This window comes from Polycladospora coralii (assembly GCF_014773435.2).
GTDB lineage: Bacteria > Bacillota > Bacilli > Thermoactinomycetales > Thermoactinomycetaceae > Polycladospora > Polycladospora coralii.
The window spans coordinates 324,613-338,975 of the sequence record NZ_JACXAG020000002.1 but is presented as its reverse complement, the minus strand read 5'-3'; the positions used below and the strand labels follow the sequence as shown (position 1 = coordinate 338,975).

The 14,363-nt window shown below is 39.0% G+C and carries 15 protein-coding genes; all 15 read right to left on the bottom strand.

The features are described from left to right. Positions 1–27: 27 nt before the first annotated feature. A complete protein-coding gene (locus tag IC619_RS05840; protein WP_191139031.1) occupies positions 28–1,881 on the bottom strand; it encodes a peptidoglycan D,D-transpeptidase FtsI family protein in 1,854 nt (617 codons plus the stop codon). Between the two features lie 145 nt (positions 1,882–2,026). Then, the gene (gene mltG, locus IC619_RS05835; RefSeq protein WP_191139032.1) at positions 2,027–3,073 is read right to left on the bottom strand and encodes an endolytic transglycosylase MltG; all 1,047 of its coding nucleotides are present in this window, start codon (positions 3,071–3,073) and stop codon (positions 2,027–2,029) included. Between the two features lie 111 nt (positions 3,074–3,184). After that, positions 3,185–3,373 (bottom strand): DUF1292 domain-containing protein, encoded by a 189-nt coding sequence (locus IC619_RS17320; RefSeq protein ID WP_369411252.1) that lies wholly within the window; start codon positions 3,371–3,373, stop codon positions 3,185–3,187. A gap of 32 nt (positions 3,374–3,405) precedes the next feature. After that, positions 3,406–3,705, bottom strand: a complete 300-nt coding sequence (locus tag IC619_RS05825; RefSeq protein ID WP_191139033.1) for a DUF1292 domain-containing protein — start codon at positions 3,703–3,705, stop codon at positions 3,406–3,408. A gap of 1 nt (position 3,706) precedes the next feature. Next, positions 3,707–4,159, bottom strand: coding sequence for a Holliday junction resolvase RuvX (gene ruvX / locus IC619_RS05820; protein ID WP_191139034.1), 453 nt, complete (start codon positions 4,157–4,159; stop codon positions 3,707–3,709). Between the two features lie 14 nt (positions 4,160–4,173). After that, positions 4,174–4,425 (bottom strand): IreB family regulatory phosphoprotein, encoded by a 252-nt coding sequence (locus IC619_RS05815; protein WP_191139035.1) that lies wholly within the window; start codon positions 4,423–4,425, stop codon positions 4,174–4,176. Between the two features lie 69 nt (positions 4,426–4,494). Then, positions 4,495–7,122 carry an alanine--tRNA ligase gene (gene alaS / locus IC619_RS05810; protein ID WP_191139036.1) on the bottom strand — a complete coding sequence of 876 codons (2,628 nt, stop codon included), beginning with the start codon at positions 7,120–7,122 and terminating at the stop codon, positions 4,495–4,497. A gap of 323 nt (positions 7,123–7,445) precedes the next feature. Beyond that, the gene (locus IC619_RS05805) at positions 7,446–8,519 is read right to left on the bottom strand and encodes an AI-2E family transporter (RefSeq protein ID WP_191139037.1); all 1,074 of its coding nucleotides are present in this window, start codon (positions 8,517–8,519) and stop codon (positions 7,446–7,448) included. A 105-nt stretch (positions 8,520–8,624) separates the two neighbouring features. Further along, positions 8,625–8,819, bottom strand: a complete 195-nt coding sequence (mprA, locus tag IC619_RS05800) for an MprA protease, GlyGly-CTERM protein-sorting domain-containing form (protein ID WP_191139038.1) — start codon at positions 8,817–8,819, stop codon at positions 8,625–8,627. A 31-nt stretch (positions 8,820–8,850) separates the two neighbouring features. After that, the gene (locus tag IC619_RS05795; RefSeq protein ID WP_191139039.1) at positions 8,851–9,051 is read right to left on the bottom strand and encodes a hypothetical protein; all 201 of its coding nucleotides are present in this window, start codon (positions 9,049–9,051) and stop codon (positions 8,851–8,853) included. A gap of 18 nt (positions 9,052–9,069) precedes the next feature. Then, positions 9,070–9,567 (bottom strand): PRC-barrel domain-containing protein, encoded by a 498-nt coding sequence (locus tag IC619_RS05790; protein ID WP_191139040.1) that lies wholly within the window; start codon positions 9,565–9,567, stop codon positions 9,070–9,072. 92 nt (positions 9,568–9,659) lie between these two features. After that, positions 9,660–11,915 (bottom strand): SF1B family DNA helicase RecD2, encoded by a 2,256-nt coding sequence (gene recD2, locus IC619_RS05785; RefSeq protein ID WP_191139041.1) that lies wholly within the window; start codon positions 11,913–11,915, stop codon positions 9,660–9,662. Positions 11,916–11,971: 56 nt separating this feature from the next. Continuing rightward, on the bottom strand, positions 11,972–12,460 hold the full coding sequence (locus IC619_RS05780) for a hypothetical protein (protein ID WP_191139042.1): 489 nt from the start codon (positions 12,458–12,460) through the stop codon (positions 11,972–11,974). A 58-nt stretch (positions 12,461–12,518) separates the two neighbouring features. Further along, positions 12,519–13,661: an IscS subfamily cysteine desulfurase gene (locus IC619_RS05775; protein ID WP_191139043.1), complete on the bottom strand. Its 1,143-nt coding sequence runs from the start codon at positions 13,659–13,661 to the stop codon at positions 12,519–12,521. A 33-nt stretch (positions 13,662–13,694) separates the two neighbouring features. Continuing rightward, the gene (gene cymR, locus IC619_RS05770) at positions 13,695–14,114 is read right to left on the bottom strand and encodes a cysteine metabolism transcriptional regulator CymR (protein WP_191139044.1); all 420 of its coding nucleotides are present in this window, start codon (positions 14,112–14,114) and stop codon (positions 13,695–13,697) included. Between the last annotated feature and the right edge of the window lie 249 nt (positions 14,115–14,363).

Sequence of the window (14,363 nt, the reverse complement as noted above, 5' to 3'; positions counted from 1 at the left end):
TCACATCATAATGAAATCGAACGAAGGTTATTTGTTTTTTGTAGCTGATTTATTTTCTTTATTTTTCTTTTCTAATTCCGCTAATCTATCAAAAACAGATTGAAAAATCCGTAGTCCACGTGGATCATTAGCATCCTCTACATCTAGTAATACAATTGACATCGCATACTGCGGAGCCTGTGTTGGTCCATAGCCAATTATCCATCTATTTACATTGCGCGTTCCATCCGCTTCCTTCTCCCTTTGTGCCGTGCCCGTTTTACCAGCAAGTGACCATGTAGCAGAGCGAAGCGGCGTAGCAGTCCCATCTGTCACCACCATACGCATCATCTTTTTTAGATTGGAAATCGTATCTGCTTTAAGTCCTTTTGCACCTGATATGTTTTGTGGTTTGAAGGCAAAACGCACTTTTCCTTCTTCATCTAAAATCTCTGTCACTAACCTGGGTTGTGGAGCTTTTCCCTGATGAAATAAAGCCGTTACCATATTGGACGCTTGCAATGGCGTCATCTGTACATCTTGTTGTCCAATTCCCGTTCGCGCCAAACTGTTTTGATCTCCCCTTTCAATATTTTCCTTACCCGTTTCAGAAAAAATAATTCCTGGCTCTTCTTGTGAACGCTCAATTTGACTAAAATCTTCATTTTCAGCCCAATAACCAGCTACTTTTACTTGGCCTTGCCACATAATCGGTTGCGCCAATCCAAATCGCTTTGCATATGCTTCTAATTTTTCCGCTCCAATTTGTTTCGCTACCGTTCCCAAAACCACATTACATGATTTAGCAAACGCAGTTTTAAAAGTTAAATCACCATGATGCTCATGTTTATTTAATGCTCCATCAAGGTTACCGTCACAGCGAAATTTCGTATCTGGCTTTACAACACCTTCATTTAATGCAGCTGCTGCTACCACCATTTTAAAAATTGAACCCGGTATTTCATCAGTTAAAGCTCCGTGTCTTAGTGGGGTATCGATCGTTTGCTCTGTTGGATAGCTGGCTATCGCAACGATGTTCCCACTTTTAATTTCTTGAACGACAGCTACTCCTTTCAAAACTTTTTCATTCCGCATCGCTTCTTCGACTCGAAATTGAATGTCTTTATCCAGTGTTGTTTTAATTGTTAACGGTTCTCGATTCGTATGGGTTACATTTTGCGAAACTTTGATCTGAATACCATTCATCCTTGTACCATTCGCATCGGTCGTATAGTGTAAGATATTTTCGTTTGAACCGTGTAAAAAAGAGTCGAAAGTGTATTCTAATCCAGAAACTCCGACTAAAGAATCAATCGAAATCTGACCCTGTTTTACTTCTTCAGGATATAATTTTGTAACTAATGCTGGATAATGTCGAAGTTGTCCCAAAATATGTTTACCAATTTGATGATACGCTAAACGATGGTCAGATTGTACGACCTCAATTCCAGATAAAGCTAATTTTTCAATTTCTGACACTTGCTCTGATGATAAGACCAGTTCTTTTTCTTCTTCGCTTGATAAAATATAAGGTTTTTTCACTGTGGAAAGAATTTGGATTAATTTCTCTTCAGAATAAGAGAGCGTAACAGCAAGTTGTCTAATCTTTTCGCGCTGTACGTTAATCTGCTCTTGTGTATGTGGAAAAATTAACAAATGCGTGTCTAACTCTCCAGCTAATGCCTCACCATTACGATCTAATATTTTGCCTCGGCCACTATCGATAATGACTTCTTTCGTTTGTGTTTGATGAGCACGTTCCACTAAATCAACCGTTTGATTATGTGTAAACACGGATAAAGAACGCGGTGAACTGATTTGGATTACATATAAACGCATAATCAAACAAGCAAAGAAAAGTACAAATGCGAATGTTACCAACCATGTACGCCATCTACTCATCAGGAATCCCCCCTCGCGCTTCTACTTTCATCTTGGTCATCAAGAAAAAGGGGTATACCTCACCTATAAAGATTGTATGATTCGGAAAATAAACGGATTTCATGCACAAAAGAGCCCGATTAGAGGCTCTTTTGCAGTGAATCAATCATTTTTCATTAGCATTACTTTTTTTGATATTTTTAAGGTGTTCTTCATTTGTTTTTGCGAAATAATGTTCTTGTGATCCGTCACTCTTGGTCACATAGAAAAAATACTGATGATTTTCGGGCGATAGTGCTGCATGTATTGCTTTTTCACTCGGACTACAAATCGGACCTGGTGGTAGCCCTGGATTTTTATAGTTATTATATGGGCTCTCAATATTTTTAGTATGCTTATCCGGTTTTTTTAATGCTTCTCCCCGCATACTCAAGTAATAATGATACCAAGCATCTACTTGCAAAAGTCGCGGCTCTTTTTCCAAGCGATTATAAATGACACCCGCTATACGAGGTAGTTCTGAGCGAACTTGTCCCTCTTTTTCAATCAGAGAAGCAACAATAATGACTTGATCGATACTCCAGTTCTTAGGTAACGATTCATTTTTAAGTTGTTGATCCCAATTTAATTTATCTAACCTGACTTGGAATTGTTCTAACATCGCATTTACGATATTTTCTGGTTTTTCGTCTTTGCGAAATTTATAAGTGCTCGGGAATAGATAGCCTTCTAACTTATATTTTCTTTGTCTATCGTTTGGAATCTGTTTCTCAAAAGCATATTTCGGTTCTTTTGTATTTAAAGCTTTTAAAAAGCCTTCACTATCCAAGCCCTCCTCTTTTAGCTTATCGGCAATTTGTGCTGCATTTAACCCTTCTGGAATGGTTACCGAAATCTTACTCTCTTTCCCTTCCACAAAGCGATCTAACATCTGATCAAGTGATTCACCCGGCTCTACTTCATATACACCAGCCTTCAGATTTGTTTTCTTTTTGTACATGGCATAATATCGAAAAAAATATTTTTCTCTGATCAGCCCTTTTTCTTTTAACAGCGTTCCAATCTCTGCAATCGTCATATCCTTAATAATTTCCACTTCTACAGGCTGATCTCTTTTCTCCGACCCTAATGTAAAATTAGCATAAACATAGGTAACAATGACCCAGCCTACAATAATAACCAGTGTAAAGATCATTCTTAGCAACCACTTCATGCCCTAACTCCTTTTGGTTTCTATCAAAGCTAAATAATTTATTTGTTTAAATCATATTCTATGTTAGCATATTTCCACAAAAAAAATAACAGAGATGGTCTCTGTTATTTTTTAATCGAGCAAATGATCCACATAATCTGCGATCTCGTGCCATTCTCTGTCATCCTCTATAAACTTCATTCCATCTTGATGAACACGCATTAAATAAGCAATTGAAGGGTGATGATCAGGATTTCGAAGAATACAATATTGATATCCATTTGCTTCGATGGTTTGTAGAACTTGATACGATTCCCCAATTTCAGTTTGTGAAATGGATTTCTGTGACTGTTTTATAATTCGTCAGCCTCAGCCATCATCGTCTCAAAAACTTCCTCTACCATATCCCATTCTTCTGTATTGTTTTCATCAATTAATTCCAAAGTCAAATTATCATCGGCTTCTTCATAACGAAAAGCTAAAACCTCTCTAGCCTCATCTTCGCTATCACTCTCTACTTCCGCCGGTGTAACAAACATATATTTTTGTCCTTCATCACTCACAAAGTCAAAAATAATCTCAAATTTTTCTTCCACCCCATCTTGATTTGGGATATATAAATACTCTATCTGTCCTTGTTCATGGTCTGTCATATCAGACCCTCCTTACTGAATCTAAATATCCTTGTAATATCCACGAAGCTGCCATCTGGTCAATCACTTTTTTCCTTTTTTTACGGCTGATATCTGCTTCGATTAACGTCCTCTCTGCTGCCACAGTAGATAAACGTTCATCCCATAGATGAACAGGTATATGAAAGCGTGCTTTAAGTTCATCTGCCATCTCCTGGCATAGTTGTCCTCTTGGACCCAGTGATCCATTCATATTTCGAGGAAGGCCTACAACGATTGCACCGACATCCATATCCTTAATTAACTCACTGATACGCAATAGCCAATCTACCTGCTTACGGTCAATGACCTCAATTCCTTGAGCGGTATAGCCCAAGGAATCACTGATCGCTACGCCAATCCTGCGATCGCCAATATCAAGTCCTAAAATGCGTGTCACTTCTCCTGATGACGTCGCAAATTCATCCAAACTCATGATAATATCCTTTCTCACTCATCAGGCTGGTCTAAATAAGATTTAACGAGTTCTTCAATTAGTTCATCCCGTTCCAGCTTACGTATTAAGGTACGTGCATTGTTATGTCTTGGAATATATGCTGGGTCTCCTGAAATGAGGTATCCGACAATCTGATTAATCGGGTTATATCCTTTTTCCTTTAAAGCATGATATACCAATTGTAACACTTGCTTTGGATCGGCTTCTTGATCTCCCCGAAACTTAAACTTCATTGTCTCATCCATTGATGAACTCACCCCTTTTCACTAGATGCCCATTTAATAGATCTTTCGTCTTGGTCTGTAAAATCACCTTTATTTTAATTCATGCGTAACCCACTCTTTTACATATTGAAGTGCAGATTGCAATTTCTCCGGAGATTTCCCTCCAGCTTGAGCCATATCTGGACGGCCACCGCCACCACCATCACATCGCTCAGCAATCTCTTTAACTAGTTTACCCGCATGTAGTCCATTCTCAACTTGTTTTTTTGAAACAGAAGCCACAATTTGAGCCTTACCATTGACACTTGCACCCAGTACAATAATGCCATCTTCTTGCTTCAATTTTAAGTCATCAACCATCTTTCTCAATTGATTCATATCTTTTACTTCCACTTGTGCAGCTAAAACTTGGATTCCCGCAACATCTTCCACTTTTGACTGCAGATCGCCAGCTTCAAACTGATTTAATTTATTGCGAAGCGACTCATTCTCCCGAGATAATTGGCGAATTTGACTTTGAATCTGATCTACTTTATTTAGAGCTTCTGCCGGCTTTACTTTCAGTTTTTCAGCAATCTTGTTAAACTCATTTGCCAGTTGCTCTAAATGGAGAAACGCGCGCTCACCGGTAGCTGCCTCAATCCTTCTGGTACCGGAACCAATACCACTTTCACTTATGATCTTAAAAAGTCCAATCTCACCAGTTGACTGCACATGTGTACCACCACATAACTCTATGGAATATGCACCTGCTTTCACTACCCGAACAACCTCACCGTATTTCTCACCAAATAATGCCATTGCTCCCATCATTTTAGCATCATCCAGCGATTTAATAAATATCTCCACTTTATTATTTGCCCAAATCTGTTCATTTACTCGTGATTCAACTTGGCGAATCTCATCTTCAGTCATTGCCCCAATATGACTAAAGTCGAAGCGTAAACGATCTGGCCCAACTAGCGATCCAGCCTGATTGACATGATCACCTAGCACCTCTTTTAACGCTTTATGAAGTAAGTGGGTAGCCGTGTGATTTTGTACTGTGTTGCCACGGTGTGCATGATCTACTTGCGCAAGCACTTTATCTCCGTGGCGAATCGTTCCATATTCTACCATTATTTTCATCACATGTTGCCCATGCGGCCCTTTTTGTACATCTTGGACGACTAATTTTGTATCGTTTGTCATGATGGTTCCACGATCTGCAACTTGACCGCCACTTTCAGCATAAAAAGGTGTTTTTTCTAGCAATACATATCCACTTTTTCCCGTACCCAAAATATCGACAAACTGATCTTCAAAGATAATGGAGGTAATCTTTGTTTCAACTGAGAGATCACGATACCCTACAAACTCAGAAGCTTCTTTTAGTTCGGTAAGTGCACCACCTTGAACTTGCATACTCCCCATATCTTTTCTAGCAATACGTGCCCGTTCACGCTGCAACTTCATCTCTAAATCAAAGCCATCACGATCAACATCTAAGCCGTGTTCTTTAGCAAAATCCTCTGTAAGATCTACTGGAAAACCGTAGGTATCATAAAGCTGGAATGCGTCTTTTCCAGCAATTCTTTCTTCATTCTTGCTCTTCGCTTTATCCACAACTTCTTCTAAAATACGAAGTCCTTCTGATAACGTTTCAAGAAAGCGTTCTTCTTCTCCTTGAATCACACGTGCAATAAAATCTTTATTTGAGGCTGGTTCTGGATAATAGGATTTCATCATTTCAGCAATATGATCGGTTAAAGTATATAAAAAAGGCTCCTGAATGCCGAGCGTGCGCCCGTAACGAACAGCTCGTCTTAGCAGTCGGCGAAGGACATAGCCACGACCTTCATTGGAAGGAAGAACACCATCTCCTATAGCAAAAACGAGTGTCCGCGTATGATCTGCGATTACTTTTAAGGCAATGTCTACCTCTGGATCTTTCCCATAACTTTTACCTGTCTTTTTACAAGTTTCTAAAATGATGGGCATAAACAAATCGGTCTCATAGTTTGTGGGTGTATTTTGCAAGATTGACGTAATACGCTCAAAACCCATCCCAGTATCTATGTTCTTCTTAGGAAGTGGGGTATAGCTCCCATCCGGATTATGGTTAAACTGTGAGAAGACCAAATTCCAAATTTCTAAATATCTTTCATTTTCACCACCCGGATAACATTCAGGGTCACTTATATCTCCAAACTCAGGTCCACGATCATAAAAGATTTCAGTATTGGGACCACTGGGCCCTTCTCCAATATCCCAAAAATTTTCTTCTAATTTTACAATCCGGTTCTTATCTAAGCCGATCTTTTCATGCCATAACTGAAACGCTTCTTCATCCTCTGGATGAACCGTTACATAAAGTTTATCTTCTTCCAAGCCTAGCCACTTCTTACTCGTTAAAAATTCCCAAGCCCATATAATCGCTTCTTCTTTAAAGTAATCACCAATCGAGAAATTACCAAGCATTTCAAAAAAAGTCTGATGACGTGCTGTATAACCTACATTCTCAATATCATTGGTTCGAATCGATTTTTGTGCATTTACAATACGTGGATTAGCTGGTGTTTCGCGTCCATCAAAATATTTTTTTAAGGTTGCGACGCCACTGTTCACCCATAATAAACTTGGATCATCCACTGGGACGAGTGACGCACTCGGTTCAACTTTATGACCCTTTTCTTTAAAAAAATCAAGATACTTATTACGAATATCTGCTGATTTCATGATTCTTTCCTCCATCTTTTTTTACACAACAAAAAAACCAACGTCCTGTTCTCTACATTAAAAGGGACGAGTTGGTTTCCCGCGGTACCACCCTGTTTACCTCTTTATCTATTCAGATGAGAGGTCTCTTCATTTACATAACGATGTTTACCACCGGCAGCGATTAACTGCGTTCAGAAACTGGCCACGACTTCGCTCGATCTTGAGAAACGTTTCAGCAATTCGTTTCTCTCTCTGTAAGTGAACCAAAATCGTTCTTTGTTTCATCAAAACGTTCTTATATTCAATTTCTAATTCCATTATACATAAATCAGTTGCTCGTTTCAAACATTATACTTTGAAAAATGCTCCATACTGTGCTCTATTATCACTTTACCTGTTGCAAATACGGGAACTGCTAAGATTAAACCTAGTACACCTCCTAGTTGACCTCCTACAAGCAATGCTAAAATAATAAAAAGAGGATGTAAATGTAAAGTTCGACCTACTATTTGAGGCGATAGCACATTTCCTTCTAAAATCTGTACGAGCAAATTGACAATGAGTACAGCGATAACCATTTGATTGGTATCACCTAGTGCTACAAGAACAGCAGGTATCGCCCCCAATATTGGACCTAGATACGGAATAACATTAAAAACAGCGATAACCATAGCTAAAACCAGTGCATACTTCAGACCAATAATAAGATACCCGATATAAGCTAGTATGCCGACAACCATACAAACGAGCAACTGCCCTCTAATATAATTTCCTAATGCACGATCAATATCTCTAAATAAGCGGATCCAGCTTTTTCTACTGCTCACTGGCAATATGGCTATCATTGATTTCTCGATTGTTTTGGCATCCTTCATCATATAAAATGACAAAAATGGAACCACAAATGCGATAAAAATTTGGTTAATGGTACTGCTAAGTCCGCCCATCATATTACCTACATAGTTGGTAATTCCACTTTCAATGCGTGTGAGCAAATTCTCGATCCCAGCTTGTACACTTATTGGCAGTAGTTCTTTACCATGATGATTGTATTCCTCTATCATAAGCTGTATTTGTTTACTCCACTGCGGAATCTGTTCAACCATCTCTTGCAGTTGTTCTTCCAGCAAAGGAAGTGTATTTAAAATAAGTATGACTAAGGAAAAAATAAAGATCGTGTAAATTAAAAGGACAGACAGTGCACGCGGCACAGCACGATAGCTTAATATGTTCACGATCGGATTAAGTAAATAGGAAATGATCATCGCAATGATAAAAGGCCCGAGTACAGCTTTTATAAAGATAAAAATCACTTCTAAATAGGGTGCAAGCTGTGCTAAAAAGTAAAGAATTGCAAGTATTACCAGTACAAATACCGACCAAATCAGAATTCGATACTCTTGCCACCATTTCACAGTGCTACACCCCCGTACACTTCTCCTTAACTAGCATACGATAATGACGGACAAATTATGTCCAAAAAAGCCTTCAAACCAGAGTGAGGTTTGAAGGCTTTTTCTCTAACGAACAAACTGGATACGTTTCATCCAATGCCTTAATTGATTCTTCATCATACCCATTGGCATCATACCACGCATCGCTCGTTCCAGCTGATAACGTATCGTTTTTCGACGACGACGTCTTTGTATCCCCATGATCCCTGCCATTGCAAGTAAACCACCCGCCAACATTGTAATCGTTTTTTGACGTCCCATGGTACTCTCTCCTTTGTTGTTCAAGTACCTTTCAGCCATTTACTTGTTGCTGTGATTCATCTAAAAATAGGTCATTTAGAGAGGTCAAAGTCCCGTCTTCTTCAACTTGATAAACGGAAGAAATTTGATTTTTGTTGGTTGTCAGCTCAATAAAGCAATGCCAACAATATAATTGATTGGTACTAACTTTTCCCAGGTCGTGCGAATTACAATTTGGACAACGAATCAACACCGCTTTTACCTTCTTTCACTACTTATCTTTAATCCGTACATGGTCTGCTGATGCAATACAAACATCATCACCCCACAGTAGAGGCTCCGTTGCTTGGACCAGTTTGCGACCATAGCGAAAGTCGTGAATCAATCCTTCAGAGACTTCGTACCCTATCAGGGTGCCCAGTTCTTCCATGAAGTAGACATTTTCAATCAGCCCTATTTCACGTCCATCACTGAGCATAAAAGCTTGACCGCGTAGTTTCTTTTTGCCTGATAAAATACCTGTGTAAGACTCTATCTCGGATCGAAGCGGCTGAATCGCATCCCCATGTTGTATCATGACAGCATCTTGCCCGATCTGAATGTGGTCAGCTGGAGCAAACTTACGTTTATGAAAAAAACCATCCGTCTCCAGTAATATTCCTTGAAATTTTTGCTGTTCATTAAATAAAAGATCTGTGACCGTCCCCATCTTTTTACCTGATTTTAAATGAATCACTGATAAACCAATCACTTCCTGGGAGTTGCGCAAAGAGTTCAACCTCCTCCCGCTACATCTAGTATGTAACGTATAAAAGGAGGTATACGGACTACTTATTCCCGCTGTTGAAAAGATCTGGTAACTTAATGCTCTTCTAAGATGATTTGGGTCAAACAGGTATTTCTCTGATCTGTGTACTTTGACTCTATTCCCATACGGAGTGCTTCATGTTCTCCACATAAAATTAAAAATGACTTACTTCTTGTTATCCCTGTATAAATTAGCTTTTTCTGCAACATGCGACGATACGTATACAAAATAGGGAAAATCACAATTGCAAATTCAGAACCTTGTGCTTTATGTACAGAGCAGGCATATGCAAGTGAAATTTGCGAAAGCTGACTCCTTTTATAGGGAACTTCTTGCTTGTCAAATTGGACCCATAAAGCAGGGCTATCGGAATCTGCTTTCTCATTAACTGCTGTAATCATCCCCATATCACCATTATAAACGGAATGTTCAGGATGATTTTGTAGTTGTAATACTTTATCATGTAAACGAAAGAGTTTATCTCCCCACATCAATTCTTTTTTGTCTACATGTTTAGGATTAATCATCGCTTGAATTTCTTGATTGATGCGATCTACACCAGCAGGTCCTTTATAAATAGGAGCAAGCACTTGAATATCAAAGAGTGAGTAACCTTTGTGAACCGCATTTTGGTAAGTTTTTAAAATAACATCTAAAACTTGATCACGCGAACAAGAAAAAAAACGGCGATCCGCAGTCGGCGTAAGTAAATCAGTTGGCACTTCACCTTTTTTTAATCCATGTGCCAATTCAATAATGGATGAGCCTTCTGCTTGTCTAAAAATTTCATTTAGTTGAACACGTGGAATCTTAGGTACTGCCAGTAATTGTTGCAGCACTTGGCCTGGTCCAACTGATGGTAATTGATCTTGATCTCCTACTAAAATCACCTGCATTCCCTGAGGTATCGCTCGAAAAAGCTGGTTAGCTAGCCAGATATCTAACATAGAAACTTCATCTACAATCAGGAGCGCCCCCGAGATTGGCTCATTTGCATCATGCTCAAAAAAATCACCACGCCATCCTAGTAAGCGATGAATCGTCATGGCAGGTAATCCAGTAGTCTCTTGCATTCTTTTTGCAGCCCGTCCAGTAGGAGCTACCAAACGAATCGCATGCGCCTCATCATTTCCGCTAGCTGATTGATCTAGCTCCTGTCCATGCAACTTGGCATATACTTGACAAATCCCTTTAATCACGGTTGTTTTACCAGTTCCTGGCCCTCCGGTTAAGATCATTAGTGATGATGAGAGTGCTGTCGTAATCGCTTCACGTTGCTGATCTGCATAACAAACCTGCTCGCTCTCCTCGACTTCACCAATAGCCCCGTACAAATCTGCAACAGAAAATTCATGGTCCATTTCATCATGAATAAGCGCTTTTATTCTAGTCGCCAACCCGTACTCTGCGAAATATAACGAAGGCAAGTAATAACGATCTTCTTCAGATAAGATCTTTTCTTCATCGAGTAAATACTGTAATGATGATTCTCTTCGTTCTAATGGAAATAGAGCCGTTGCCTCATCACCTAGTAAAGCATCTACCAAGGAGTGAAGCTCATCCTGATTCACAAATACGTGACCATTTGTCATCGAAGCATCTTGTAATGTATATAAATAAGCCGCATCTAATCTTTCACGCGCGTCAGCGCTTAAACCCTGTATTTTAGCCATTTCATCAGCACGTCGAAAGCCAATTCCTTCTATATCTTCAATCATGCGATAAGGATTTTCTTTTATGAGCGAAATGGTTTGATGTTTATAAGTCTGCACAATTTTTAGAGCAAGTGCTGGTCCAAGTCCAATTTGATATAAGTAAACTAATGCTTGTTCAAGCACTTGATTTTCATATAGTTGTTCTGCAAGCTTCTGAGCGCGACTAGGTGATATTCCTTTTATTTCCATAAGTATATCCGGATTGGCTGTGATTTCATTTAGGGCTTCAATCCCCAAGATGTCTACTATTTTTTGTGCTGTTTTTTTACCAATCCCCTCAAAAAGACCACTTGATAAATACTTAACAATCGCCTCTTTCGTTTGAGGCAACTCTCTTTTTACGCTTTCTATATAATATTGTTTCCCAAATTTAGGGTGTTCACGCCACTCCCCCTGGCAACGATATACTTCATCCTCATGCGGACGTAACATATGTCCAACGACAGTGACACGCTCATCTTCCAAAGTAATGGAAGCTTTACTGACCAACATCGTAAACACACCATACCCATTTTCTTCATTATAATAAATCGTCTGGATAAAAGACCCTATCAGATAACTTTTTTCAAACAATTCATTTTGTGATGGATTCAATTCTCATGCACACCTTTAAATAGCAGAACATTTATCCTACTACTTATTAAGTTTATCTAAAAATCTTTTTCTTCTTTTAAAACGGATTCAACCGCACATTCAAAAGAGCAATACGCTTGATTGTCTTTGTCACCATCCCATTCATAACGGATGGGATCTTTCGGATTATACTCATGATCACATGTTTCACAGCGCTTCATCTGTTGAAAAGATTGTAAGTTAAACCGTAGTTTCTCTTGTTGCTCTTGATTTAATTGTATCACGCTGGCGATATACGCCACCATCTCTTCCTTATTCGAAAAAAAACATGGATCTTCTCCTGTCGCATAGGTATCTGGATTCCACCAAGCAAAACGTCCATCAGATAAATATGTAAGGTGATATCTTCCGGAAATCAGTTCGGAAGATTGTAGCAACCGATCATATGTGGGAAAGCCGATTTCAGCAGCTAAATTGTCCATTAGTGCAGCTTCTACGTCTTCTAACATCTCTTTCCAATTAATATTATCCATTTTCTGTTCCCATTCTTTATGATTCAAGTTCATCATCGCTCTCCCTTCCTCTAAACATGAACCTACGTATGTATATTCGTGCTACCACGACTTAGTTGCCTTGAAGGCGATTCATAATCCGTTGTATTTGTTGAACGGTATAATCAATTTCTGCCGTTTTCGTCCCCAAACCGAGACTAAATCGGACTGCTGATTTTGTAATTTGCTTCGATAAGTTCATTGCTTCTAGTACGTGTGAGACTTCTAAAGTGCCAGAAGTACATGCTGAGCCACTTGAGCAGGCAATACCAACCATATCCAGGTTCATGAGAAGTGTTTCGGTGTCCATACCAGGAAAACTTATATTTAATATATGAGGAAGAGTCAACTCCCTATTTCCATTCATCACATACTGTATATGGTGTATGTCTAACGCTTGCAAGAAATGGTTGCGGAGTTCATCTAAACGTTGCTCATTTTGTTCCTGATTTTTCACTGCAATTTCAACCGCTTGACCTAGACCGATAATTCCCAAGATATTTTCAGTACCAGGTCGTTTTCTCCGTTCTTGAGATCCGCCAAAGGTACGCGGAATTATCTTTAAATTATCTTTTATATAGAGGGCTCCTATTCCTTTTGGCCCGTTTATTTTATGTCCCGTAATCGTAAGTAAATCTACTGGTAAATCATTGACATCTAATTTTTTCACACCCAGGGCTTGAACAGCATCTGTATGAAAAATAATCCCTTTTTCTTTAGCTAATTCGCCGATTTCTCTAATTGGCTGTAACGTCCCGACCTCGTTATTTCCATACATAATCGAGATTAAAGCCGTTCTTTCTGTTATTGCAGTCTTTAAGTCGTTTAGATCCATACGTCCGGTTCGATCAACCGGTAAGTAAGTAATCTCATATCCCAATGTCTCAAGGTATCTACAGGTATCTAACACGGCATGGTGTTCAATTTGAGTTGTAATAATATGGTTTTTCCCATTACTACGCTCTGCTTGAGCGACTCCCATAACAGCCAGATTGTCTGCTTCTGTACCTCCACTTGTAAATACAATATGATTTGCTTTTGTATTTAACCCATTTGCTACTTGATCACGTGCATGATCAATCGCATGTCGCGCTCTTCTTCCAAATGAATGGATACTTGAAGGATTTCCAAAGCTATCCTCTAGATAAGGTAGCATAGCAAGTCGAACTTCAGGGTGTATCGGTGTTGTCGCTGCATGATCTAAATAAACATTCACTTTATCTTCCACCTTCTCTATGAGGCACAGCCTCTATATATAAAACATATATTGATCATTCTTTCCCTCACTGGAATAATCAATCAAATCTGCCAACGTAGTAGAATCTAATTCGTGCGCAATTGCATCTCTTACACGCTTCCATAGATCGCGACGTGCTAAATTTTCTTCTTCTGTAAATTCAACTGGACTAATAGGCCCCTCTAAGACACGAATCACGTCACCAGCGGTTATTTCTGCCGGAGGATGTGCTAATTTATAGCCACCATATGCACCTCTAACGCTTTTTACTAATCCTGCGTTCCGTAATGGTGCGATCAGTTGCTCTAAGTAATGTTCTGATAGCTCGTGTTGCTCAGCAATACTTTTTAAGGGAATGGGGCCTTTTCCTATTTTGAGTGCCAATTCCATCATAATCGTAAGTCCATAGCGACCTTTTGTAGATATTTTCACATTTCCACCTCATTTTAGTCATAAATGCTCATACTTAATTCACAAACCATTTTCTATTGTCTTCTTACGTCCTAAAAAAACCATTTATAAGAGGTTCAATTTGTAGATGGATTTACAAATGCTTTCTGTTCCTATTATAGTATGAACAGAACAAATCGACCACCGATGATCTCTTATGTTTAAGACTGGTGGTATAATTACTTTTAGGATTGGATACAAATCCCTTCAATTATCCCATATCTATTTTAA

Coding starts and splice junctions, on each gene's coding strand:
- IC619_RS05840 (WP_191139031.1), bottom strand. CDS start 1,881: ATGAGTAGATGGCGTACATGGTTGGTAACATTCGCATTTGTACTTTTC.
- mltG (WP_191139032.1), bottom strand. CDS start 3,073: ATGAAGTGGTTGCTAAGAATGATCTTTACACTGGTTATTATTGTAGGC.
- IC619_RS05825 (WP_191139033.1), bottom strand. CDS start 3,705: ATGACAGACCATGAACAAGGACAGATAGAGTATTTATATATCCCAAAT.
- ruvX (WP_191139034.1), bottom strand. CDS start 4,159: ATGAGTTTGGATGAATTTGCGACGTCATCAGGAGAAGTGACACGCATT.
- IC619_RS05815 (WP_191139035.1), bottom strand. CDS start 4,425: ATGGATGAGACAATGAAGTTTAAGTTTCGGGGAGATCAAGAAGCCGAT.
- alaS (WP_191139036.1), bottom strand. CDS start 7,122: ATGAAATCAGCAGATATTCGTAATAAGTATCTTGATTTTTTTAAAGAA.
- mprA (WP_191139038.1), bottom strand. CDS start 8,819: ATGGGACGTCAAAAAACGATTACAATGTTGGCGGGTGGTTTACTTGCA.
- IC619_RS05780 (WP_191139042.1), bottom strand. CDS start 12,460: ATGAACTTGAATCATAAAGAATGGGAACAGAAAATGGATAATATTAAT.